The sequence below is a fragment of the Pseudomonas sp. genome (assembly GCF_051660785.1).
Classification (GTDB): domain Bacteria; phylum Pseudomonadota; class Gammaproteobacteria; order Pseudomonadales; family Pseudomonadaceae; genus Aquipseudomonas.
In genome coordinates, this window is sequence record NZ_JBOFQE010000043.1 from 70,903 (window position 1) to 93,236 (window position 22,334).

At 60.9% G+C, this 22,334-nt stretch carries 17 protein-coding genes; 6 read left to right on the forward strand and 11 right to left on the reverse strand.

The window, feature by feature from the left end; translation table 11 throughout:
* Positions 1–37: 37 nt before the first annotated feature.
* On the forward strand, positions 38–2,176 hold the full coding sequence (locus ACRC4F_RS10120) for a putative bifunctional diguanylate cyclase/phosphodiesterase (protein ID WP_438659185.1): 2,139 nt from the start codon (positions 38–40) through the stop codon (positions 2,174–2,176).
* 209 nt (positions 2,177–2,385) lie between these two features.
* Positions 2,386–3,132, forward strand: a complete 747-nt coding sequence (locus ACRC4F_RS10125; RefSeq protein WP_438659186.1) for an SDR family oxidoreductase — start codon at positions 2,386–2,388, stop codon at positions 3,130–3,132.
* 150 nt (positions 3,133–3,282) lie between these two features.
* Here the strand turns inward: ACRC4F_RS10125 and mapR are convergent, their stop codons facing one another.
* The 3 genes from mapR to ACRC4F_RS10140 form a co-directional block, all read right to left on the reverse strand.
* Positions 3,283–4,692, reverse strand: a complete 1,410-nt coding sequence (gene mapR / locus ACRC4F_RS10130; protein ID WP_438659187.1) for a GntR family transcriptional regulator MpaR — start codon at positions 4,690–4,692, stop codon at positions 3,283–3,285.
* Between the two features lie 261 nt (positions 4,693–4,953).
* On the reverse strand, positions 4,954–6,384 hold the full coding sequence (gene ccoG / locus ACRC4F_RS10135) for a cytochrome c oxidase accessory protein CcoG (RefSeq protein ID WP_438659188.1): 1,431 nt from the start codon (positions 6,382–6,384) through the stop codon (positions 4,954–4,956).
* Positions 6,385–6,580: 196 nt separating this feature from the next.
* A complete protein-coding gene (locus tag ACRC4F_RS10140; RefSeq protein WP_094467598.1) occupies positions 6,581–6,814 on the reverse strand; it encodes a DUF3203 family protein in 234 nt (77 codons plus the stop codon).
* Positions 6,815–6,939: 125 nt separating this feature from the next.
* Between ACRC4F_RS10140 and ACRC4F_RS10145 the strand changes: the two genes are divergently transcribed.
* The gene (locus tag ACRC4F_RS10145) at positions 6,940–7,452 is read left to right on the forward strand and encodes an MgtC/SapB family protein (RefSeq protein WP_438659189.1); all 513 of its coding nucleotides are present in this window, start codon (positions 6,940–6,942) and stop codon (positions 7,450–7,452) included.
* Positions 7,453–7,512: 60 nt separating this feature from the next.
* Here the strand turns inward: ACRC4F_RS10145 and ACRC4F_RS10150 are convergent, their stop codons facing one another.
* A complete protein-coding gene (locus tag ACRC4F_RS10150) occupies positions 7,513–7,680 on the reverse strand; it encodes a hypothetical protein (protein WP_438659190.1) in 168 nt (55 codons plus the stop codon).
* A gap of 206 nt (positions 7,681–7,886) precedes the next feature.
* Here ACRC4F_RS10150 and ACRC4F_RS10155 point away from each other — a divergent pair, with 206 nt between their 5' ends.
* The 3 genes from ACRC4F_RS10155 (at position 7,887) to glgB (ending at position 15,681) form a co-directional block, all read left to right on the forward strand.
* Complete coding sequence (locus tag ACRC4F_RS10155; protein ID WP_438659191.1) at positions 7,887–9,884, forward strand: alpha-1,4-glucan--maltose-1-phosphate maltosyltransferase; 1,998 nt, start codon at positions 7,887–7,889, stop codon at positions 9,882–9,884.
* Positions 9,885–10,105: 221 nt separating this feature from the next.
* Positions 10,106–13,447: a maltose alpha-D-glucosyltransferase gene (gene treS, locus ACRC4F_RS10160; RefSeq protein WP_438659192.1), complete on the forward strand. Its 3,342-nt coding sequence runs from the start codon at positions 10,106–10,108 to the stop codon at positions 13,445–13,447.
* Positions 13,448–13,449: 2 nt separating this feature from the next.
* Positions 13,450–15,681 (forward strand): 1,4-alpha-glucan branching protein GlgB, encoded by a 2,232-nt coding sequence (gene glgB / locus ACRC4F_RS10165; RefSeq protein ID WP_438659193.1) that lies wholly within the window; start codon positions 13,450–13,452, stop codon positions 15,679–15,681.
* A 133-nt stretch (positions 15,682–15,814) separates the two neighbouring features.
* On the opposite strand, the gene ACRC4F_RS10170 is transcribed toward glgB, so the two are convergent.
* The 7 genes from ACRC4F_RS10170 to ACRC4F_RS10200 all read right to left on the reverse strand — a co-directional run bounded on the left by ACRC4F_RS10170 (position 15,815) and on the right by ACRC4F_RS10200 (position 22,333).
* Positions 15,815–16,888 (reverse strand): autotransporter domain-containing protein, encoded by a 1,074-nt coding sequence (locus tag ACRC4F_RS10170; RefSeq protein WP_438659194.1) that lies wholly within the window; start codon positions 16,886–16,888, stop codon positions 15,815–15,817.
* Between the two features lie 459 nt (positions 16,889–17,347).
* A complete protein-coding gene (locus tag ACRC4F_RS10175; protein ID WP_438659195.1) occupies positions 17,348–18,148 on the reverse strand; it encodes an endonuclease/exonuclease/phosphatase family protein in 801 nt (266 codons plus the stop codon).
* 305 nt (positions 18,149–18,453) lie between these two features.
* Entirely contained in the window at positions 18,454–19,212 is a 759-nt protein-coding gene (locus ACRC4F_RS10180; RefSeq protein ID WP_438659196.1) for a PIG-L deacetylase family protein, read from the reverse strand.
* A gap of 124 nt (positions 19,213–19,336) precedes the next feature.
* The gene (locus tag ACRC4F_RS10185; RefSeq protein ID WP_438659197.1) at positions 19,337–19,996 is read right to left on the reverse strand and encodes a glycosyltransferase; all 660 of its coding nucleotides are present in this window, start codon (positions 19,994–19,996) and stop codon (positions 19,337–19,339) included.
* Positions 19,993–20,592: an SAM-dependent methyltransferase gene (locus ACRC4F_RS10190; RefSeq protein WP_438659198.1), complete on the reverse strand. Its 600-nt coding sequence runs from the start codon at positions 20,590–20,592 to the stop codon at positions 19,993–19,995. The genes ACRC4F_RS10185 and ACRC4F_RS10190 overlap by 4 nt, the downstream gene beginning before the upstream one ends.
* Positions 20,589–21,347 (reverse strand): PIG-L deacetylase family protein, encoded by a 759-nt coding sequence (locus ACRC4F_RS10195; RefSeq protein WP_438659199.1) that lies wholly within the window; start codon positions 21,345–21,347, stop codon positions 20,589–20,591. Before ACRC4F_RS10195 ends, ACRC4F_RS10190 begins: the two co-directional genes overlap by 4 nt.
* Entirely contained in the window at positions 21,344–22,333 is a 990-nt protein-coding gene (locus tag ACRC4F_RS10200) for an acyl-CoA dehydrogenase (protein WP_438659282.1), read from the reverse strand. The genes ACRC4F_RS10195 and ACRC4F_RS10200 overlap by 4 nt, the downstream gene beginning before the upstream one ends.
* Between the last annotated feature and the right edge of the window lies 1 nt (position 22,334).

The following is a 22,334-nucleotide window of genomic DNA, read 5'->3' on the forward strand; positions in this document are numbered from 1 at the left end:
ACGGAAGCAGTACGGGAGAGCGATCGCGAGAAGTCACATGCTCATCGGTAGCTATTCACCCACGCTGGTCATCATTTCGCTCTGCGTAGCGATTCTCGCCTCCTATACCGCGCTCGACCTGACCGAGCGCATCGCGACCGCCAAAGGCCGTGCCGTGTTTCTATGGACAGCGGGCGGCGCCTTTGCCATGGGTGTCGGCGTCTGGTCGATGCACTTTATCGGCATGCTCGCGTTCACATTGCCCATCGACCTGGGTTACGACTTCACTCTCACGTCGCTCTCGCTGCTGACCGCGATCCTGTCCTGCGGCTTTGCCCTGTGGCTGGTCAGCCAACCCCGGCTGCCGTCCTGGCAACTGGGATTCGGCGCGTTGATCATGGGGGCCGGGATCAGTGCCATGCATTACACCGGCATGGCCGCCATGCGCATGCAGCCGGGCATCGATTACGACCCGACGCTGTTTGGTGCGTCGCTGCTCATAGCCGTCGGCGCCTCGGGCGCAGCATTGTGGATTGCCTTCCGCCTGCGTCAGCACACGCCGTATGTGGGCCTGTTTCGCGCCGGTGCTGCGGTAATCATGGGCCTCGCCATCGTCGGCATGCACTACACGGCCATGGCTGCGGCGCGCTTCCCGGACGGCAGTTTCTGTGGCGCCGCCATCAGCGGCTTGAACGGCAAGGGTCTCGACAACCTGGTGCTGATCACCACGCTCGCGGTATTGAGCATCGCTTTGTTGACCTCGGTGCTCGATGCGCGTCTTGAGGCCCGCACCGCCGACCTGGCGCGCTCGCTGACGGAAGCCAACCGCGAACTGACTCAACTGGCGCTGCACGACACCCTGACCGGTTTGCCCAATCGCATGTTGCTGGCCGACCGCATCGAGCAGGCCATGTCCAAGGTTCAGGAGCAGGGCGGTTGTTTCGCGTTGATGTTCATCGACCTGGACGGTTTCAAACCGGTCAATGATGCTTTCGGCCATCACATGGGCGATCAATTGTTGCGCGAGGTCGGTTTGCGGCTGCGCGAGGACATGCGCAGTCAGGACACCCTGGCGCGAATCGGCGGCGATGAGTTCGTGTTGCTGGTGCGGCTCAGCGAGCCAAATGACGCGTTGAACGTCGCGTCGCGTCAGGTCGGGTTGATCGGCAGTTCGTTCCGGGTCGCCGAACAAGACCTGCAGATTTCCGCCAGCCTCGGCATCGCGCTGTACCCGGGTAACGGCCAGACCGCCCAGGAATTGCTGATGAACGCCGACGCAGCGATGTACCACGCCAAGGGCGCCGGGAAAAACGGCTACAGCTTCTTCGACGCCTCGATGAACAGCAACGCGCGCAAACAGCTGCAACTGTTGCAGGATTTGCGCAACGCCCTCGAACAGCAGCAGTTCAGTCTCTATTACCAGCCCAAGTTCGACGCCAGCAATGGCCGCCCGGTGGGTGCCGAGGCGCTGCTGCGTTGGGAGCATCCGACCCAGGGCATGCTGCTGCCAGACAAGTTTATCGACCTGGCGGAACGGACCGGGCTGATCATTCCCATTGGTGAATGGGTGCTGAACGAAGCTTGCCGCCAGATGCGCGAGTGGTACGTGCTCGGTTACACCGACTGGCGCATTGCGGTGAATCTCTCGGCGTTGCAGTTCTGCCATGCGGGCCTGGTCAAGAGCGTGTCCAAAGCCCTGGCCACGCATAAGCTGCCGGCCAATAGCCTGACCCTGGAAATCACCGAAACCACCGCCATGAGCGATGCCGATGCGAGCATGACGGTGCTTCAGGAACTGTCGGAAATGGGCGTTGACCTGTCCATCGATGACTTCGGCACCGGCTATTCAAGCTTGATGTACCTCAAGCGCCTGCCGGCCAACGAACTGAAGATCGACCGCGGTTTCGTCCGCGATCTGGAACACGACAGCGACGACGCCGCCATCGTTTCGGCCATCGTCGCCCTGGGTCAGGCATTGGGCTTGCGTATTGTGGCCGAAGGTGTGGAGACCGGGGTCCAGCAAGACTTCCTGACCAAACTGGGGTGCGATTCATTGCAGGGCTACCTGCTCGGGCACCCGCTGCCGGCGGAACGTTTCATGGCGGACATTGTTCGTGGGGAACGAGTGACAGTCGACGTTATGCCTGTAGCAGCTGTCGAGCCTGCGAGGCTGCGTCCGGCAGCGAAGCTGTCGTGAAATCAGGCGGTGCGGTGTTTCAGTAAGACCTCATGCGCAGGTTTTACAACGACTGCGTCGCCGAACGCAGCCTCGCAGGCTCAACAGCTACTACAGAGTCTCCATTGCCTACCGGGTTTGCGGGATCAGTTGATGTGAGTCCATGCAAAACCCGGCAATGGCGGTTATTCTTGGCCCCGACTGCTTACGCGTGAAGGGGGAAATCCAGCATGGACAAAGTCATCGTCATCACCGGCGGCGGCCGTGGCATCGGCGCGGCAACCGCGCTGTTGGCTGCAGGGCTTGGCTATCGGATCTGTATCAACTATCAGTCCGACGAATCGGCCGCGCAAAGCGTGCTTGAGCAAGTGCGCGCATTGGGTGCTCAAGCCATTGCGGTGCGCGCCGACGTCAGCATTGAAGACGAAGTGATCAGTCTGTTCCACCGGGTAGACACCGAACTGGGCCGGGTCACGGCGCTGGTGAACAACGCTGGCACCGTCGGACATAAATCCCGCGTCGACGAAATGTCCGAATTCCGCATTCTCAAAATCCTCAAGACCAACGTGCTCGCGCCGATCCTCTGCGCCAAGCACGCGATCCTGCGCATGTCGCCCAAACATGGCGGGCAGGGCGGCAGTATCGTCAACGTATCGTCGGTGGCCTCGCGCCTGGGCTCACCCAACGAATACGTGGATTACGCCGCATCAAAAGGCGCGTTGGACAGCTTCACCATCGGCCTGTCCAAGGAAGTGGCGGGCGAAGGGATTCGGGTCAACGCGGTGCGGCCGGGGTTTATCTACACCGACTTCCATGCACTGAGCGGTGATCCGGATCGGGTCAGCAAGCTCGAATCGGCCATTCCGATGGCCCGGGGCGGGCGACCGGATGAAGTGGCTGAGGCGATTATCTGGTTGCTGTCGGACAAGGCTTCTTATGCGACCGGGACTTTTGTTGATCTGGGTGGTGGGCGCTAAGCCCAAAGATTCTTGTTGGCGGATCTGGTCTCATCGCGAGCAGGCTCGCTCCCACAGGGTGTGGTGGTGTTCAGAAATAATGTGTTCACATCAATCCACTGTGGGGGCGAGCCTGCTCGCGATAGCAATCTATCAAACAACACAGAATCGTCAGAACGACCGCACTATCCGCCCCAACGTCTCCATCGCCTTTTCCGAATCCTCGGTCCACGGGCTGCCGTAATTCAGCCGAATACAATTCCTGAACCGCTGCGTCGGTGAAAAGATCGGCCCCGGCGCGATGCTGATGCCTTGCGCCAAGGCCATCTGAAACAGCTTCAACGAATCCATCTGCGGCGGCAGTTCCAGCCATAAAAAGTAGCCCCCGGCCGGTTGGCTGACGCGTGTCTGTGCCGGGAAGTAGCGGGCGATGGCAGCAAGCATGGCGCTTTGTTGTTCTTCCAGGGCGTAGCGCAGTTTGCGCAGGTGCCGGTCGTAGCCGCCGTGTTGCAGGTAGTCGGCGATGGCGGCCTGGGCCGGCATCGAGGCACACAGCGAGGTCATGAGTTTCAGGCGCTCTATTTTCTGTGCGTAACGCCCGGCGGCGACCCAGCCGATGCGGTAGCCCGGTGCCAGGCTTTTGGCGAAGGAACCGCAATGCATCACCAGCCCTTCGGTATCAAAGGCCTTGGCCGGTTTCGGTGCCTGTTGGCCGTAATAGAGTTCGGCGTAGACGTCGTCCTCGATCAGCGGCACCTGATGGCTGCGTAACAACTCGACCAGCTCCTGCTTCTTCGCCTCGGGCATGGTGGCGCCCATCGGGTTCTGGAAACTGGTCATGCACCAGCATGCCTTGATCGGGTGACGTTCCAGGGTTTGCGCGAGCACGCCCAAGTCGATGCCGTCACGCGGGTGCACCGGGATCTCGACGGCCTTGAGCTTCAGCCGCTCCAGGATTTGCAGGCAGGCATAGAATGCCGGCGCTTCAATGGCCACCAGGTCGCCGGGTTCGGTGACCGCTTGCAGGCACAGGTTCAGAGCTTCCAGCGCGCCGTTGGTGATCAGCAGTTCTTCCATCGGCAGCATCAGCCCGCCGACCATGTAACGCAGGGCAATCTGCCGACGCAGTTGCGGGTTGCCCGGCGACATGTCGGTGACGACCATGCGCGGGTCCATGTCCCGGGCGGCGCTGGCCAGGGAGCGGGACAGGCGCTGCAACGGGAACAGGGTCGGGCTGGGGAAGGCCGAGCCGAAAGGGACGGTGGTCGGGTCCTTGATCGAGTCGAGGACCGAGAACACCAGTTCGCTGACGTCGACTTCGGTGGACTCGTTGACCTGACTACTGATCACCGGCTCCGAGAACGGGCTCGGTGCGTGCGTGTTGACGAAGTAGCCGGAGCGCGGCCGGGCGCGGATCAGGCCACGGCGTTCGAGCAGGTAATAGGCCTGGAACACGGTGGACGGGCTGACCCCGTAGGTCTGGCTGGCGTAGCGCACCGACGGTACGCGCTGGCCGGGGCCGAGGACGCCGGAGCGGATCAGTTCAGCGATGTCGTCGGCGAATTTTTCGTAGCGTTTCATCGGGGGGCCTTGTCGCCAGGTTGTTGTGTGATGTGTCAGGGGGATCGAACCCTCACCCTAGCCCTCTCCCCAGAGGGGCGAGGGGACTGACCGAGGAGTCCAGCGAATTACGGCGACCTGAAACACCCAGTCGATTATGGATTCAACGCAGATTTTTCAGGTCGCCGTAAGCCTTGAATATCCCCCAACCAGTCCCCTCGCCCCTCTGGGGAGAGGGTCAGGGTGAGGGGTGGCTTTCTGACCGCTTGCCATCTTAAAGACTCAACGGTTCATCGGTGCAACAAACCGGCTGTTGGCCACGCTGTAGATGTCCGGCTCATCACTGTCGACAATCTTGAAACTGATCGTCTGCGAGCTGCTGCTCGGCCTGTCCGCCAGCATCGCCACCGACACCGGCACATCCACAATTTCACCCGGCGCCAGGCTCAGTTCGGTCTTGCCTTGCAGCTGGAAGCCTTCGCCATCCACCAGGCTCAGTTGGTAATCCTGACGCAGCTGGGTCTTGTTGATGACCTTCAGGCTGTAGATGTTTTCGATCTGCCCCTGACTGTTCTCGCGGAACAGGCCACGGTCCTTGCTCACGTCCAGCGACACCATCGGCCGTTCGACCAGGGCGAGGGCGAGGGCGCCGATCATCACCAGCAGCACTGCGGTGTAACCGATCAGTCGCGGCCGCAGCAGGTGAGTCTTGCCACCTTGCAACTCATGCTCCGAGGTATAGCTGATAAGGCCACGGGCATAACCCATTTTGTCCATGATCGAATCGCAGGCATCGATACAGGCTGCGCAGCCGATGCATTCCATTTGCAAACCGTCGCGAATGTCGATCCCGGTCGGGCACACCTGCACGCACACCTGACAATCGATGCAATCCCCCAGACCCACTTCAGCCGGTTTCACCTCACGTTTACGCGGGCCACGGTTTTCACCACGGGCCGCATCGTAGGAAATGGTCAGGGTGTCTTTGTCGAACATCACGCTCTGGAACCGCGCATACGGACACATGTGCATGCACACCGCCTCACGCAGCCAGCCGGCATTGATGTAAGTCGCGCCGGTGAAGAACAGCACCCAGAACAGGCTGACACCGCCCATTTGCAGGGTCAGCAGCTCTTCGGCCAGCGGCCGGATCGGCGTGAAGTAGCCAACGAACGTCAGCCCGGTGAGCAGGCTGATGGCCAGCCACAGGGTGTGCTTGGCCGAGCGGCGGATCAGTTTGTTCAGCCCCCATGGCGCAGCTTGCAGTTTGATCCGCTGGTTGCGTTCACCTTCGGTGATCTTCTCGCACCACATGAAGATCCAGGTCCAGGAACTCTGCGGGCAGGTGTAACCGCACCAGACCCGGCCGGCGAAGACGGTGATCGCGAACAACCCGAACGCGGCGATGATCAGCAGCGCCGAGAGCAAGATGAAGTCCTGAGGCCAGAAGGTCGCGCCGAAGATGTGGAATTTGCTTTCGGAAAGGTCCCAGAGCACCGCCTGACGGTCGCCCCAGTTCAGCCACACGGTGCCGAAGAACAGCAAAAACAGAAATCCGGCACCGCTCAGGCGCAAATTGCGGAACAGGCCGGTAAAGCTTCGGGTGTGGATCAGATTGTCGCTGGACTTGGCCTTCGTCTTCGGACGCGAAGGCTCATAGCTCTGTACTAAAGGGACGCTTTCTACGATTCGGACGGGGATTTTTTCGCTCATGGTCTTTCGCTCATCAGCCTCCATCAGGCATGAGCACTATGACCAGCGATCTGTTTGCATAACAGACTCAGGTATTGCAATAAAAAGCGGATCAGATGGGGGCTGATCCGCTACCTGCGACAACTTGATGCACCCTGTCACAGCGGGGCACAAGCGCCTATATCAGGCGCTTGCGGAGGTTGTTGATCCGCATCATTCAAATCACCGAATCACTGTCGGTGGCCTTCAAATGCTTACGACCGTCCACTGCGCCTGCTACGGTCAATGCGTCGGCTTCTGCTTCGGTGATGTAGACGCGCTGGCCGTTGAGCTCCACCGCCGACATGGCCTTTTCCGAATCGGTGATGATCGTGACATCAGGGCACAGGCGAATTTCTTCGCCATTCTCGGTGAGGAAAAAGCAGGTCTGGTTTTCGATGCGCACAGTCATGGCAGTGTCCTTTTTTGAGCGGGTTCTAAACTCTTAGGGCGCATCCAGCGGTCATCGTTCTGTGCAACTGATTAATGGTCGGCGCGGTCCATCCTCCAATAACAATCAATCACAAGGATTGCACCATGAACGCCTGGTGGCATGAGGTCTGGGTAACGCTGCAAGCGGAGTTCGCCGACATCGGCGATGCGTCACAACTGACGCGGATCACCGTGAGATTGCTGATGGCCGCGATTCTGGGCGGCATTCTCGGTTTCGAGCGCGAGCAAAAGGGCAAGGCTGCCGGGGTTCGCACGCACATGCTGGTGGCCCTCGGTGCGGCGCTGTTTGTGCTGGTGCCGCAGATGTCCGGCTCCCAGGCCGATGCCATGAGCCGGGTGGTGCAAGGCGTGATAGCCGGGATCGGTTTCCTGGGCGCCGGCACCATCCTCAAAAACCAGGAAGGCGATGAAGGCCATGTAAAAGGCCTGACCACCGCCGCCGGGTTGTGGATGACCGCCGCCATCGGTGTTTCGGCCGGGTTGGGTCGAGAGGCGACGGCGGTGCTGAGTACGTTGTTGGCGTTGGGGATTCTCAGTGTGATGCCGAGGGTCGTGAAGATGCTCGACCGGGATAAAGACGAGCAGGAGCGACCGTAGAGAATGAAGGGACGCAGAGCGTCCCCGGGATGCATTCCCACGCAGAGCGCAGGAACGATCTTACTCAGGCGCAACGATCACCGGCGGCATGGTGTCCGGTGGATCTTCTCTGGGAGGCGGTGTGGTGCCGGGCGGTTCTTGCTCAGGCACAGGTGGCGGCTCGGTCGGCGGAATGGTCGGTTGGTCGATGTTCGGATCAGGTGTTTCAGCCGGGATTGGAATACTCATCGTTGAAGCCTCCAGTGGCACATGGCGTAACTCGTGCTTAAGTTGGTTGACCGTCGCGCGAGGGATTTGATTCCCGGCAAATGGGCGTGAACTTTTCCACGCGCTTGTCGCTCGGAACCTAAGTGAGTTCATTTCGGGACCGACGGTTCTGCGTGAACGACGACCAGACACATGAGCGTCCATGGGGCGTTAAGGAGAGATGCTCGATGACTGCTGAAAAACCGACTGAGTTGAACTACAACCCTCATATGCCGCTGTCGCAGGCACTGCTGCTGCCGCGCATCGCTATTGAAAACGTCATGCCGACCCTGGATGGCGGGCAGTTCGCCGTCAAAGCCGTGGTGGGGCAAGACGTGGTGGTGACCGCCAAGGTTTTCGCCGACGGTCACGACAAACTGGCCGTGCGCATCCGCTGGCGTGCCGACGGTGACGAGGCCTGGCAGAGCCAGTCCATGGCTGAACTCGGCAATAACGGCTGGCAAGGCCAGTTCCGTGTTGAGGAGCAGGGCCGCTACGTCTTTTGTATCGAAGCCTGGATCGATCAATACGCGAGCTTTCTGTATGAGATCGAGAAAAAACACGTCGCCGGCGTGCCCATCAGCCTGGAGTTGCAGGAAGGGCGCAACCAGGTGCAACAGGCGGCCGAACGAGCAGAAGGGCCACTGAGCGAAGAACTGGCCGCGTTGCATCATGAACTGTCCGGCCTGCTCGAAGCCGAGCAGGTCGCGCTGTTTTTGCACCAACGTAGTGCCGAGCTGATGGCCCAGGCCGATCACCGCGCTTATTTGAGCCTCAGCCCCGAATTTCCGCTGGACGTCGAACGGGAGCTGTCCCAGTTCGCCAGTTGGTACGAGTTGTTTCCGCGCTCGATCACCGACGATCCGGCCCGTCACGGCACGTTTAACGATGTGCACTCGCGACTGGCGATGATTCAGGACATGGGTTTCGATGTGCTGTACTTCCCGCCGATCCATCCGATCGGCCGCAGCTTCCGCAAAGGCCCGAATAACTCATTGACGGCCGGTCCCGACGATCCGGGCAGCCCATATGCCATCGGCAGTGAAGAGGGCGGGCACGAGGCGATTCATTCCGAACTCGGTACCCGTGAAGACTTCCGCCGCCTGGTTGCAGCCGCGGCAGATCACGGGCTGGAAATTGCCCTCGATTTCGCGATCCAGTGTTCCCAGGATCACCCGTGGCTCAAACAGCATCCGGGCTGGTTCAACTGGCGCCCCGACGGCACGATCAAATACGCCGAGAACCCGCCGAAAAAATACCAGGACATCGTCAACGTCGATTTCTATGCCAGCGATGCGATTCCGAGTCTGTGGGTCGAGCTAAGGGACATCGTGGTGGGTTGGGTCGAAGAGGGCGTGAAGATCTTTCGCGTCGATAATCCCCACACCAAGCCGCTGCCGTTCTGGCAATGGCTGATCGCCGATGTGCGGGCGTTGTACCCCGAGGTGATCTTCCTCGCGGAAGCCTTCACCACGCCGGCCATGATGGCGCGGCTGGGCAAGGTCGGTTACACCCAGAGCTACACCTACTTCACCTGGCGCAATACCAAAACGGAACTGGCGACCTATTTCACCGAGCTCAACGAGTCTCCGTGGCGCGAATGCTACCGGCCGAATTTCTTCGTCAACACACCGGACATCAATCCGGCGTTCCTGCATGAATCCGGCCGCGCCGGTTTTCTGATCCGTGCCGCGCTGGCGACCATGGGCTCCGGTCTGTGGGGCATGTATTCGGGCTTCGAACTGTGTGAAGCCGCGCCGGTGCCGGGCAAGGAGGAATACCTCAACTCCGAGAAGTACGAGATCCGTCCGCGGGACTTCAACGCGCCGGGCAACATCATTGCCGAGATCGCCCAGCTCAACCGCATCCGTCGACAGAACCCGGCGCTGCACACGCACCTGGGCTTGAAGGTCTACAACGCGTGGAACGACAACATTCTGTATTTCGGCAAGCGCAGCGCGGATGGCAGCAACTTTATTCTGGTGGCTGTCAGCCTCGATCCGCATAACGTCCAGGAAGCCAACTTCGAATTGCCGCTGTGGGAAATGGGCTTGCCCGACGACGCCAGCACCCAGGGCGAAGACTTGATGAGCGGCCATCGCTGGACCTGGCACGGCAAGTACCAGTTCATGCGGATCGACCCGGCGCATCAACCGTTCGGCATCTGGCGAATCACAACCTCCTGACAGTGGTGAGAGGGGGCTTTTGTGGCGAGGGGATTTAGCGAAACGTCGCACCGCCCCGTTGGGCTGCGAAGCAGCCCCCAATCCGCCCAGACACCGCATCAGCCAGATCAAAAGTATGCGACTGCTTCGCAGCCGAACGGGGATAAATCCCCTCGCCACAAAGCCTCATTCCAAAGCGACTGGCTCGGTGGTGGCTATTTCGAATTCAACAGGAGTTTCAAATGGCGAAGAAACCCAAGGCAGCCACCTTTATCAAGGACCCGCTCTGGTACAAGGACGCGGTGATCTACCAGGTTCACGTCAAATCTTTTTTCGACTCCAACAATGACGGGATCGGCGACTTTCCCGGTCTTATCGCCAAACTCGATTACATTGCCGACCTCGGCGTCAACACCATCTGGCTCTTGCCCTTCTATCCGTCGCCCCGGCGCGACGATGGTTACGACATTGCCGAGTACCGTGGCGTCCACCCCGATTACGGCACCATGGCCGACGCCAAGCGTTTTATCTCCGAGGCCCACAAACGCGGCCTGCGGGTGATTACCGAGCTGGTCATCAACCACACCTCCGACCAGCACGCCTGGTTCCAGCGCGCGCGCAAAGCCAAGCCTGGTTCAGCGGCGCGGGACTTCTACGTATGGTCCGATGACGACCACAAATACGACGGCACCCGCATCATCTTTCTCGACACCGAGAAGTCCAACTGGACCTGGGACCCGGTCGCCGGCCAGTACTTCTGGCACCGGTTCTATTCGCACCAGCCGGACCTCAACTTCGACAACCCGCAAGTCATGAAAGCGGTGCTGTCGGTGATGCGCTACTGGCTCGACATGGGCATCGACGGCCTGCGGCTGGACGCAATTCCGTACCTGATCGAGCGTGACGGCACCAACAACGAAAACCTGCCCGAGACCCACGACGTCCTCAAGCAGATCCGTGCCGAGATCGACGCCAACTACCCGGACCGCATGCTGCTGGCCGAGGCCAATCAATGGCCGGAAGACACGCAGCTGTATTTCGGTGACACCGACAAGAAAGGCCTCAACGGCGACGAATGCCACATGGCTTTTCACTTCCCGTTGATGCCGCGCATGTACATGGCGCTAGCCCAGGAAGATCGCTTCCCGATCACCGACATCCTGCGTCAGACCCCGGAGATCCCGGCCAACTGTCAGTGGGCGATTTTCCTGCGCAACCACGATGAGCTGACCCTGGAAATGGTCACCGACAAGGAGCGCGATTACCTGTGGAATTACTACGCGGCCGACCGTCGGGCGCGGATCAACCTGGGCATTCGCCGCCGCCTCGCACCCTTGATGGAGCGCGATCGTCGTCGCGTGGAGCTGCTCAACAGCTTGCTGCTGTCGATGCCCGGCACACCGACGATGTATTACGGCGATGAAATCGGCATGGGCGACAACATTTACCTCGGCGACCGCGACGGCGTGCGCACGCCGATGCAGTGGTCAATCGACCGTAACGGCGGTTTCTCACGCGCCGACCCGGCGAGCCTGGTGCTGCCACCGATCATGGACCCGCAATACGGTTACCTGTCGGTCAACGTCGAAACCCAGGCCGGTGATCCTCATTCGCTGCTGAACTGGACCCGCCGCATGCTCGCCGTGCGCAAGCAATCCAAGGCCTTCGGTCGTGGCACGCTGAAAATGCTGTCGCCGAGCAATCGGCGGATTCTGGCCTACACCCGCGAATACACCGGGCCGGATGGCAAATACGAAACCATCCTGTGTGTCGCCAACGTTTCGCGCAGTGCGCAAGCGGCGGAACTGGACTTGTCCGCTTACGTCGGCATGGTGCCGGTGGAGATGCTCGGCGGTAACGCCTTCCCACCCATCGGCCAGTTGAATTTCCTTCTGACACTGGCGCCGTACGGCTTCTATTGGTTCGGACTCGCTGCGGAGAATCAAATGCCTAGCTGGCACGTAGAACCGGCGCAAAGCCTGCCGGACTTCACCACTCTGGTGTTGAAAAAACGCATGGAAGAACTGCTTGAAGCGCCGTCCCGCGAGACGCTGGAGCAGGGCATCCTGCCGAACTGGTTGCAAAACCGCCGCTGGTTTGCCGGCAAGGATGCGGCCATCGAAAAGGTCAACCTGGCGTACGGCGTGCGCTTCGGTGATGCGCAGCATCCGGTGCTTTTGAGTGAAATCGAAGTCACCAGCGGCGGCCAGACCAGCCGTTACCAGCTGCCGTTCGGCTTCATTGCCGATGATCATGTCGGGCCGGCACTGCCGCAGCAACTGGCGCTGTCCCGGGTGCGACGTGGCCCACAGGTTGGTTTGATCACCGATGCCTTCAGCCTGGAAAACTTCATCCGCACGGTGCTGCAAGGCATGCAGGAAAACATTGTGTTGCCGTCGGACGGTGGCGAAATTCGTTTCGAGCCGACCGCCGAGCTGGTCAAACTGGGCCTGACGGCCGAATCGGAAGTGCGCTACCTGTCCGCCGAACAGTCCAACAGTTCGGTGGTGATCGGCAGCAGCCTGGTGCTGAAGCTGATCCGCAAGGTTGCGTCTGGCGTGCACCCGGAACTGGAAATGAGCGCGTACCTGACCAACGCCGGTTTCAGCAACATATCGCCGCTGCTGGGTTCGGTGGTTCGCCGCGACGCAAAAGGCGAAGACAATCTGTTGATGATCGCTCAAGGCTATTTGAGCAATCAGGGCGACGCCTGGGAATGGACCCAGAACAACCTCGAACGGGCACTGCGCGACGAATTGGCTGACGCCATGTCCGAGCAGGAACAGCACTACAACGCGCTGGGTGAACTGAAAGACTTTGCCGGCATGCTCGGCCAGCGGCTGGGTGAAATGCACCAGGTGCTGGCGGCCTCGACCGATGACCCGGACTTCGCCCCGCAGGTCACCACTCAGAAAGACGCACTGGCCTCGGCCAAGGACGTCGCTGCGCAACTGGAGCACGCACTCAAGCTGCTCAAACAGCATCAAAACGAACTGAACCCGGCAGACAAAGCGCTGGTCACTCGTTTACTGGACAACAAAAAAGCGATCCTCAGCCACGTCCAGGACTTGGGCAAAAAAGCCGTCGGTGGTTTGCGCATTCGCGTACACGGCGACTTGCACCTGGGGCAGGTGCTGGTGATCAAGGGTGATGCTTACCTGATCGACTTCGAAGGTGAGCCGGCACGTCCGCTGAGTGAGCGACGCGGCAAGCACAGCCCGTACAAAGATGTCAGCGGCGTGTTGCGTTCCTTCGATTACGCCGCGGCGATGGCGATCAACGTACACAACGTAGACAACACCGCCGATGCCCAAGCGGCACGGCAACGGGTAGCCGACCGTTATCTGAATGAAGCAAAAAGGGCATTTGTCGACGCTTATCGGCTGGCGGCAGCTAGTCTTGCTCATGCGTGGCAAGATCCGGAAGGCGAGGACGCCGCGCTGGCGTTGTTCGGTCTGGAGAAAGCGGCCTACGAGGTGGCGTATGAGGCTGAAAATCGCCCCACGTGGTTGCCGGTGCCGTTGCATGGTTTGTATGGATTATTGAGTGGGCTTAAACCCTTTTCCGATCTTGGTGGAGAGTAGTCATGAGTTTCTCGAACAAGGAACAGGGTCACGCTAAAGAGGCGTTGCTGCCCGGATCGCGGGACATCGACGCGCTGGTTCGCGCCGAACACCACGACCCTTTTGCAATCCTCGGCCCCCACGGCGATGGTGCCGGTGGGCAATTCATTCGGGCTTATCTGCCGGACGCATTGAGCGTGCAGGTGCTGGCCAGGGACTCCGGGGAAGAGCTCGGCAATCTTGAGGCGACCCAGACGCCGGGGCTGTTTGTCGGCCATTTTGATCGGGCGCAGCCCTATCTGCTGCGCACCCGCTGGGCCGGCGGCGAACAGGTGTCTGAAGACCCTTACAGCTTTGGCCCGTTGCTCGGCGAAATGGACTTGTACCTGTTCGCCGAGGGCAATCATCGCGACCTCAGCGCCTGCCTCGGTGCGCAGCTGAAGTCGGTCGACGGTGTCGACGGCGTGCGGTTCGCTGTGTGGGCGCCGAACGCCAAACGGGTGTCGGTCGTGGGCGACTTCAACAATTGGGACGGTCGTCGGCACCCGATGCGCTTGCGCCATCCGACCGGTGTCTGGGAAGTATTCATCCCGCGCCTGCAGGCAGGCGAAACCTATAAATACGAAATCCTTGGCGCCCACGGCATTCTGCCGCTCAAGGCCGACCCGATGGCCCTGGCCACCTCGTTGCCGCCGGACACTGCATCCAAAGTCGCTGCACCGCTGAACATCGATTGGCAGGATCAGGGCTGGATGGAATCCCGTGCCGACCGGCATCTGCGCAGCGCGCCGCTGTCGATCTATGAATTGCACGCCGGTTCGTGGCAGTGTGAGCTGGACGATCTGGGTGAAGTGGCGCGCCAGTACACCTGGCACGAACTGGCCGAGCGGTTGATTCCGTATGTCAAAGAGCTGGGGTTCACCCACATCGAACTGATGCCGATCATGGAGCACCCGTTCGGCGGTTCCTGGGGTTATCAGCTGCTGTCGCAATTCGCCCCGAGCGCCCGTTACGGTTCGCCGGAAGATTTCGCAGCCTTCGTCAACGCCTGTCACCAGGCGGAAATCGGCGTGATCCTCGATTGGGTGCCAGCGCATTTCCCTACCGATACCCACGGCCTAGCGCAATTCGATGGCACTGCGTTGTACGAATACGGCAATCCGCAGGAAGGGTTTCATCAGGACTGGGACACGCTGATCTACAACCTGGGCCGCACCGAGGTGCACGGCTACATGCTCGCTTCAGCGCTGCACTGGCTCAAGCATTTCCACGTCGATGGCCTGCGGGTCGATGCCGTGGCGTCGATGCTTTATCGCGATTACTCGCGCAAGGCCGGCGAATGGGTGCCAAACCGCCACGGCGGACGCGAGAACCTGGAAGCCATCGACTTCCTGCGCCACCTCAACGACGTGGTTGACTTGGAGGCGCCGGGTGCGCTGGTGATTGCCGAGGAATCCACGGCGTGGCCGGGGGTCAGCCAAGGCACGCAACAGGGCGGACTGGGTTTCGACTACAAGTGGAACATGGGCTGGATGCACGATTCGCTGCATTACATTCAGCAGGACCCGGTGTACCGCGCGCATCACCACAACGAGCTGAGTTTCGGCCTGGTGTATGCCTGGTCCGAGCGATTCATCCTGCCGATTTCCCATGATGAAGTGGTGCACGGCAAGCACTCGCTGATCGACAAGATGCCGGGCGATCGTTGGCAGAAATTTGCCAACCTGCGGGCCTATTTGAGCTTCATGTGGGCGCATCCGGGCAAAAAACTGTTGTTCATGGGCTGCGAATTCGGCCAGTGGCGCGAGTGGAATCACGATCAGCAACTGGACTGGTACCTGCTGCAATACTCGGAACACAAGGGTGTGCAGAAACTGGTTGGCGACCTCAACCGGCTGTACCGCGAAGAGCCGGCGATGCATGACCAGGACGACGCGCCGCAAGGCTTCCAGTGGTTGATCGGCGATGATGCGATCAACAGCGTCTACGCGTTCTTGCGCTGGAGCAAGGAAGGGCGGCCGGTGTTGGTGGTGGCGAACTTCACGCCGGTGCCCCGTGAGGCCTATCGCATTGGCGTACCGTTCGCCGGGCGCTGGAGCGAGACGATCAACAGCGACGCCGCGATGTATGCCGGGTCCAACTACGGCAACAGTGGCGGGGCGTTTACCGAAGAAGAGCCGAGCCATGGGCAGGCGCTTTCGCTGGTGTTGAACCTGCCACCGCTGGCGGTGTTGATCCTGAGTCCTGAGGGTTGATTTAGAACCGAGTCGCTCCCATCGCGAGCAGGCTCGCTCCCACATTGGATTTATGTCGTACACAAAACCAATGTGGGAGCGAGCCTGCTCGCGATGGTGTCAGCTCAAACAATGCATTTCTTGAATTTTGCCCTCACCACCGCATCCGCACACCTAGGCTCCCGATCAACCCGTTCAAATCATTGTCATCCACATCACTGCTGTAATCGGCACTGACGTAGAAACTCACCGCGGGCGTGACTCTGGCCACCAGCCCCAACCCCACTTCGACCGTCGATGAATTACGACTGCTGCTGATCTTGTCGACCTGATCGAGGGTCACGGTATTGCCGGTGTACACGGTGTGCCACAAGTTGGTCCGCACATAGGGTTCGACCCCCAGGCCATTGATGTCGTAACTACCTTTCAACCGTGCGCCGACGCGACCGCTCCAGGACGTCAGGTCGCTGGACGACGCATTGCCTGAACCGGCATAAGGCGTATCCAGGGTGATGCGTTGATTAATCAACTGCGCTTGCGGTTCAACCACCCAGTTCTCGCTCACGCCAATCGGAAAACCACCTTCCACCGACAACGTCACCGCACTGCCTTCGGTCGCCATCCGCGCGCCCTGGTCGTTACGGCTGAAACCGTTGACCCGGCCGCCGCTGGCCGACAAATCCACGTGCCAGCCTTGGGGCCCGGTCAGGCTCCAGTAGGCGCCGAGGCTCTCGCCTTGAAGGTTGAGGGTGTCAGTGGCCGGATCGGCGAGGGCGCGACTGGTCAGCAGCCCGGTGCTGTTGCCTTGTATCTGAGTCGTCCCGCCGATCAGTCCAACCCGCTGGGTATGGCCGCTACCGCTTTGCAGGGTCAGGATCGCCGGGCCTTTGAATTCGGAATTGCCAGGGCTGGCATAACCCTGCGTCATCACATCGGTCTGCGCTTGTCGCGAAGCCTGCCCGTACAGTTGATCCCAGGTCGAAGGCGCGGCGTCTTCGATGGTCAGGCGTGAACTTCGTGTATCGGAAGCAGCGCTGAAGTAGCCGGGGTAGGGGGCGGTGATGTTGATCGTGGGCAAGGTCATTGCCGGAATATCCTGGCGATACCAGGGGGCGGTTTCATCCTCTGCGGGGCCTGCCTGCACCTCCATGGACGAACACAGCAACAGCGAACTCGAGACAGTGCAAAAGGTAACTTTGATCTCTTGTTGGGTGAATGAAGTTTTCATGGGGGTCTACCTTGCAATCGCATGCCGTATCTCGCTTTGGCGTCTCTCCTACCCCGAATGAGGGGCGACCGAATGGATTGAGGCAAGCCGCTGGCCGCCCGATTTCGCGGGTGTCTTGGGGGTTTGCCCCTGGTGATATTTCCGGGGGTAGTAACGTGTAGCTAAGAAGACCCTTGACATCGCGTCAAGAAAATGGCCGATAAGTGGTATCGTTATTTCAGTGCTCGCAAGTGACTGATTTTTGCCGCGCATCTAAGTTCTTGTTTGTTCGAAAAATCGTCAAAAACCCCACGTGCCAGAGCCTTTGGATAGCGGGCTAACGGTCAGCTAAGGCGAAGGTCAAGGCAGAGTGTCGAGCGCAAGCGGGGTCTCGATTCTGTCAGTATTGCGGCACGGAAATGAACGCAAAATGACCCGACAGTCCCGGCGCCAGCCGTTATCGCCACGGTCGCTGACCGCTTAGAGATGCACTTCGACGGCCAACGGTAAATGGTCCGACAGATGCGTCCAGGGTTTGTTGCCGAGAATGCGCGGGTTGTGGCTGCTGGCGTTGCGCAGGTAGACCCGGTCCAGGCGCAGCAGCGGGAAGCGCGCCGGGTAGGTTTTCGCCGGGCGGCCGTTGTGGCGCTCGAAAGCTTCGTGCAGGTAATCGCGACGGGCGAGAGCGGCGTTGCCCTGCAGCTGCCAGTCGTTGAAGTCCCCCGCGATGATCACCGGCGCATCGTCGGGCAGGGATTCGAGCAGTTGGCAGAGCAGCTGCAGCTGCAACTGGCGATGACTTTCCAGCAGGCTTAGATGCACGCAGATCGCGTGGACTTCTGCGTGCCCCGGCACGTCCAGTATGCAATGCAGCAAACCACGCCGTTCGGGGCCGGTGATGGAGACGTCGAGATTGCGGTGTTCGCGAATCGGGTATTTCGACAACAGGGCGTTGCCGTGGTGGCCGTCGGGGTAAACGGCGTTGCGACCGTAGGCGAAATCGCTCCACATACTGTCGGCCAGGAACTCGTATTGCGAGGTCTGTGGCCAATCGTTGTAACGGGAAGAGTGCCGATCGTGCTCACCGACCACTTCTTGCAGGAAGACGAGATCGGCCGAGGTACTGCGTACCGCTTCACGCAGCTCCGGAAGGATGAAACGCCGGTTGAGGGCGGTAAACCCCTTGTGGGTGTTGACCGTCAGCACCCGCAATCGATGAATCGCCGTGGGCGCGTTCAACGGCACTGATTCGACGGCTCGCTGCTCGGAATCGCTGGTCACGTTCACTCCTCTGAATCTGGGCTGCTTAGTTATGCGACTGATTCAGCGGCGGGCAGTTCAGAGTGATTCGTCGCCAGTAGCCTTCCCACATAAAATGTAGCAGCTGTCGAGCTTGCCTTGTGGCGAGGGGATTTAGCGAAACGTCACACCGCCCCGTTCGGCTGCGAAGCAGTCGTGAATTCTGCAAGTGCGGTATGAAGGGCGGAATGCTGGGGGCCGCTTCGCAGCCCAACGGGGCGGTGCGACGTTTCGCTAAATCCCCTCGCCACAAGGCAGGCTCCACAGCTGCTACAGGGAGTGGGCAGTCAGACGAAAACGACTTCGTACGGCAACCGCATACGCTCCAGAATCACCCGGGGCAGCAGCGGTGCGATGCCGATGGCCGGTTCGCCGTCGAGCTGGCTGGCGTAGGCGTGGGTGGCGTGGCTTTTACGGGCGACGGTCCAGGTGTCGAGGCGCAATTTGCGTGCACGATGCCAGGGAAACAGTCCTTGATCCCGTGTCGGCCAGTGCCAGGCCCAGACCGGTGATTCGTTGAACGTTGCCCCGACCATGCTTGCCGCATTGGCGCTGGCGCGGCCGACGGCATCATGATCGCTGGTGCCGTCTTCGCGCCAGGTGCTGAACACCACGTCGCCGGGGCGCAGATAACGGGCGATGAATTGGGTCAGTTGCGCCTCACGCTCGACCAGGGCGTTGTCGGTGAAGCCGCCGCGAATCCACTTCAGGCTGTGCATCGGCAATCCTAGCCGGCGCAAGGCTTCGACGCTTTCCTGGCCGCGAAACACACTCAGACGCTTCTCTGACCATTGTTGCGAGCCCGGATGGCTGGCGCTGCCATCGGTGATCGAGATGATTTGCAGGGGATGACCGAGGGTGGACAGCAGCTGCAGCAAACCGCCGCAGGTGACCACTTCATCGCCGGGATGCGGCGCGATCACCACGGCGCGTGCGCCGGCGGGGACCAGGGTCTCGGTGTTGATGACGGGGATGTTGTCCAGCTGCCGGGCGCTGTTCCAGATCTGCGCGGATGGGCTGCCTTCGATGATGGAAACGGATTTCATCGGGCTACGTCCTTGTTTAGTTTGATAGCAATGTGCAGCGCTCCGTACCCTGGATTGCCGCGAGCAGAGTATTGCTCAAGTCTGACTATTCGTCGCGTGATCGTGTCATCTGCGACGGTTTTTTTTACCCAACCTGTGTCAGGTCTCGCAAATAATCGCCGAAACCACCACGCGCCCGACTGTCCAGCCGAGCACTGGTCAGCACTTGCGGGCGATGACTCCAGGCGATGTTTGCGCCACAACGTTCAAGTTGTCGCACCAGTTGCACATCCTCGTCACAGGCCAGCGGTTCAAAACCTCCGGCCCGTTGATAAGCGTCGGCACTGATGCCCAGATTGGCACCATGAATGTGCCGATGGCCGTCGCGGGCCTGATAATGCTGGTGATAGCGAATCTGTGCCGATTCATCGAACGACTCGTGCCACGCATCCACCGTGACCGTGCCGCACACGGCGTCTACGTCGAGAGCCAGTTGCGCCACCAGCCAATCCTGCGCCACCCGGCTGTCGGCATCGGAACAGGAAATCCAGCGCACCCCGCGATCCAGCAGAAACCGTGCACCGGCGGCGCGGGCCTGGCCGACGTTACGCGCCTCGATCTGCAAACTGTGGACCGGGTAGGTGCTGACGATCTCCAGGGACCGGTCGGTGCAACTGTCGAGCACCACCAGTACCTCGACGGTTTCACCACCCAGCATTTCGTGTTGCGCGGCGAGCAGGGCTGCCTCAAGGCAATCTGCGAGCAAGTCTTCTTCGTTATGCGCGGGGATCAGAATGCCAATCATCGCAAGCCCTCCAGAGCCGCCACGGAGCGTGGCTCACGACTCCAGAGTTCCAGCAGGAAATCCGCTTCCTGATGCAGGACCAGGCGCGGCAAATGCAAATGTTCGTGGAGCGAGTCATGGACTTGCCGGGCATTCAACGGGCAACCGTCGATGGGTGGTCGCCAGTGGCAGGCCAGGAGCTGGCCGTCGGCGGTCAGCGATTGTCCGGCCTGTTCGATCAGGCGTTTCAAGTCGTCGGCGTCGAGGTAATAGCCGATCTCGCTGAGCACGATCAGGTCGAATTTTTCCTCCGGCCAATCGGCAGGCAAGCGGCTCTGGCGGACTTCGGCGTGGTCGAACGGACCGAGACGGGTGCGGGCCAGCGTGACGGCAGCGGCAGCGGTGTCGCAACACAGGAGGCGATCGCAACGGCTGGCCAGCTCAAAGCTCAACTCGCCGTTGGCACAGCCGGGCTCGAAGATCGACCGGTAATGCGGGCGGGGCAGAGCGGCGAGGGTGATCGCGCGTTTGCGCTGTTCATACCAACGCTGGCGAAAGGACCAGGGATCATCATTACCGGCAAACATGCCGTCGAAATAGCGGTCCTCGACGCTCATAGAAACACCACTTCGAACGGTTGCAGCAGTCGTTCCAGCACATAGGGTGCCAGCACCGGCGGCAAGCCGATGTGCGGATCACCTTCCAACTGACTGGCAAAGGCGTGGATCGCGTGGCGTTTGCGCGCCACCAGAGGCGGGGTCAGGAGGATCTTTCGTGCGCGGTGCCACGGAACCAGACTGTCTTCGGGCGCTGCCCAGTGCCAGGTCCACACGGGCAGTTCATGCACGGTCGCACCCGCGCGTTTCGCGGCGGCGGCGCTGGCCCGGCCCACGGCTTCGTGATCGCAATGGCCGTCTTCGCGCCACGTGGTGAACACCACGTCGGTTGGGCGCAAATGACGCTCGATGAATTCGCTCAATTCGATTTCTCGATCCGCGACCTGGCTGTCCTGAAAACCGCCGCGCAGCCACTTCAGGCTGTGCAGCGGCAGGCCGAGACGACGCAAGGCTTCGACCGATTCCTGAGGCCGGACTGCGCTCAAGCGCTCCACGGGCCAGCGCTCGGAGCCGGGGTGGCTGGCGCTGCCATCGGTGACGGAGATCAGTTGCAAGGGGCGGCCGGCGGCGGCGAGCAATTGCAGAAAACCGCCGCAGCCCAGCACTTCGTCGTCCGGGTGCGGGGCAATGATCACCGCGCGGGCGCCTTGTGGTACCAGGTCAAGAATGTCGATTGCCGGCAGTTGCGCCAGGTGACTGGAGGTCTGCCACACATGGAGGGGCGTGCCCTGACCGACGATGGGGTTGGTTTTCATAACATCCATGTTCCGTTGATGACGTGTTTGCCGAGCGCGGCAAGATCCCGCTCAGCGTGGCTTTGGCGCAGGAAAACCGGCAGGTCGGCGATCAGTCGGGCGAACTGGCGATCCTTGCAATAGGGACCCGCGCCGAGGGCGTGACCGACGTGCAACATAACCTGTTCAGCGGCGTGTTCCACCACCGCCCGGGCGCGCCGGGCCAGCAGTTCGGCGTCGTCCAGCGGTGCGGTGTCGATCATCAATGCGCTGACCCGCAACACATCGGCAGCGGCGTGCAGCGCACTGTCGACGGCGCCCAGATGGGCGAGGGCATGGGGTTCTTCACGTTGGGCGCAATGGGCGCGCAAGCGTTCGGCGATGCTCTGTGCCGCGCCGTACCAGCAGGCGGCAATGCCGATGCCGCCTTGCCAGAAACCGGGGCGTTGCAGGTAGTCGCCGGGGTGGCCGATGGCTTGTGCTTCGGCGCCTTCGAACAGCACCTCGACGCTACCGGTGGCACCCATGCCGACCGCTTGCCAACCCTGATCGGTAACGGTCACGCCGGGTTGATCCAGGGCCACCGCGACCAATTGCTGGCGGTCGTGATCATCCCATGCCGTCAGCAACGCATGACTCAACACCGCCGCGCCCGAGCACCAGGCTTTGCGTCCGTCCAGCGCGACCATATGCCCCTGCGCACGCACGCGCACCCGCGCTTGTGGCGGTTCGGCCGCCCACATGCCCCACGTGCTGCCCGGGGTTGGCGAGCCACCGAGTTGCTGGATGATCGCCAGCGCATCGGTATGGCCTTCGTATAACTTGCATAACCCGAGGTCATGGCCACCGACCTCGGCCAGCCGCTGGAATCGCTCCAGCGTCTGGCCGCTGCCCGGCAGCGGAAGCTGATCGAGTCCAGCCTCCACCAGCGCCCGCAGGCACCGGCCTAGCGCCTGAGTGTCGGCGTAGTCCGGTGACTGGCGGGAGAGAAACGCCTGAAGGTCCATT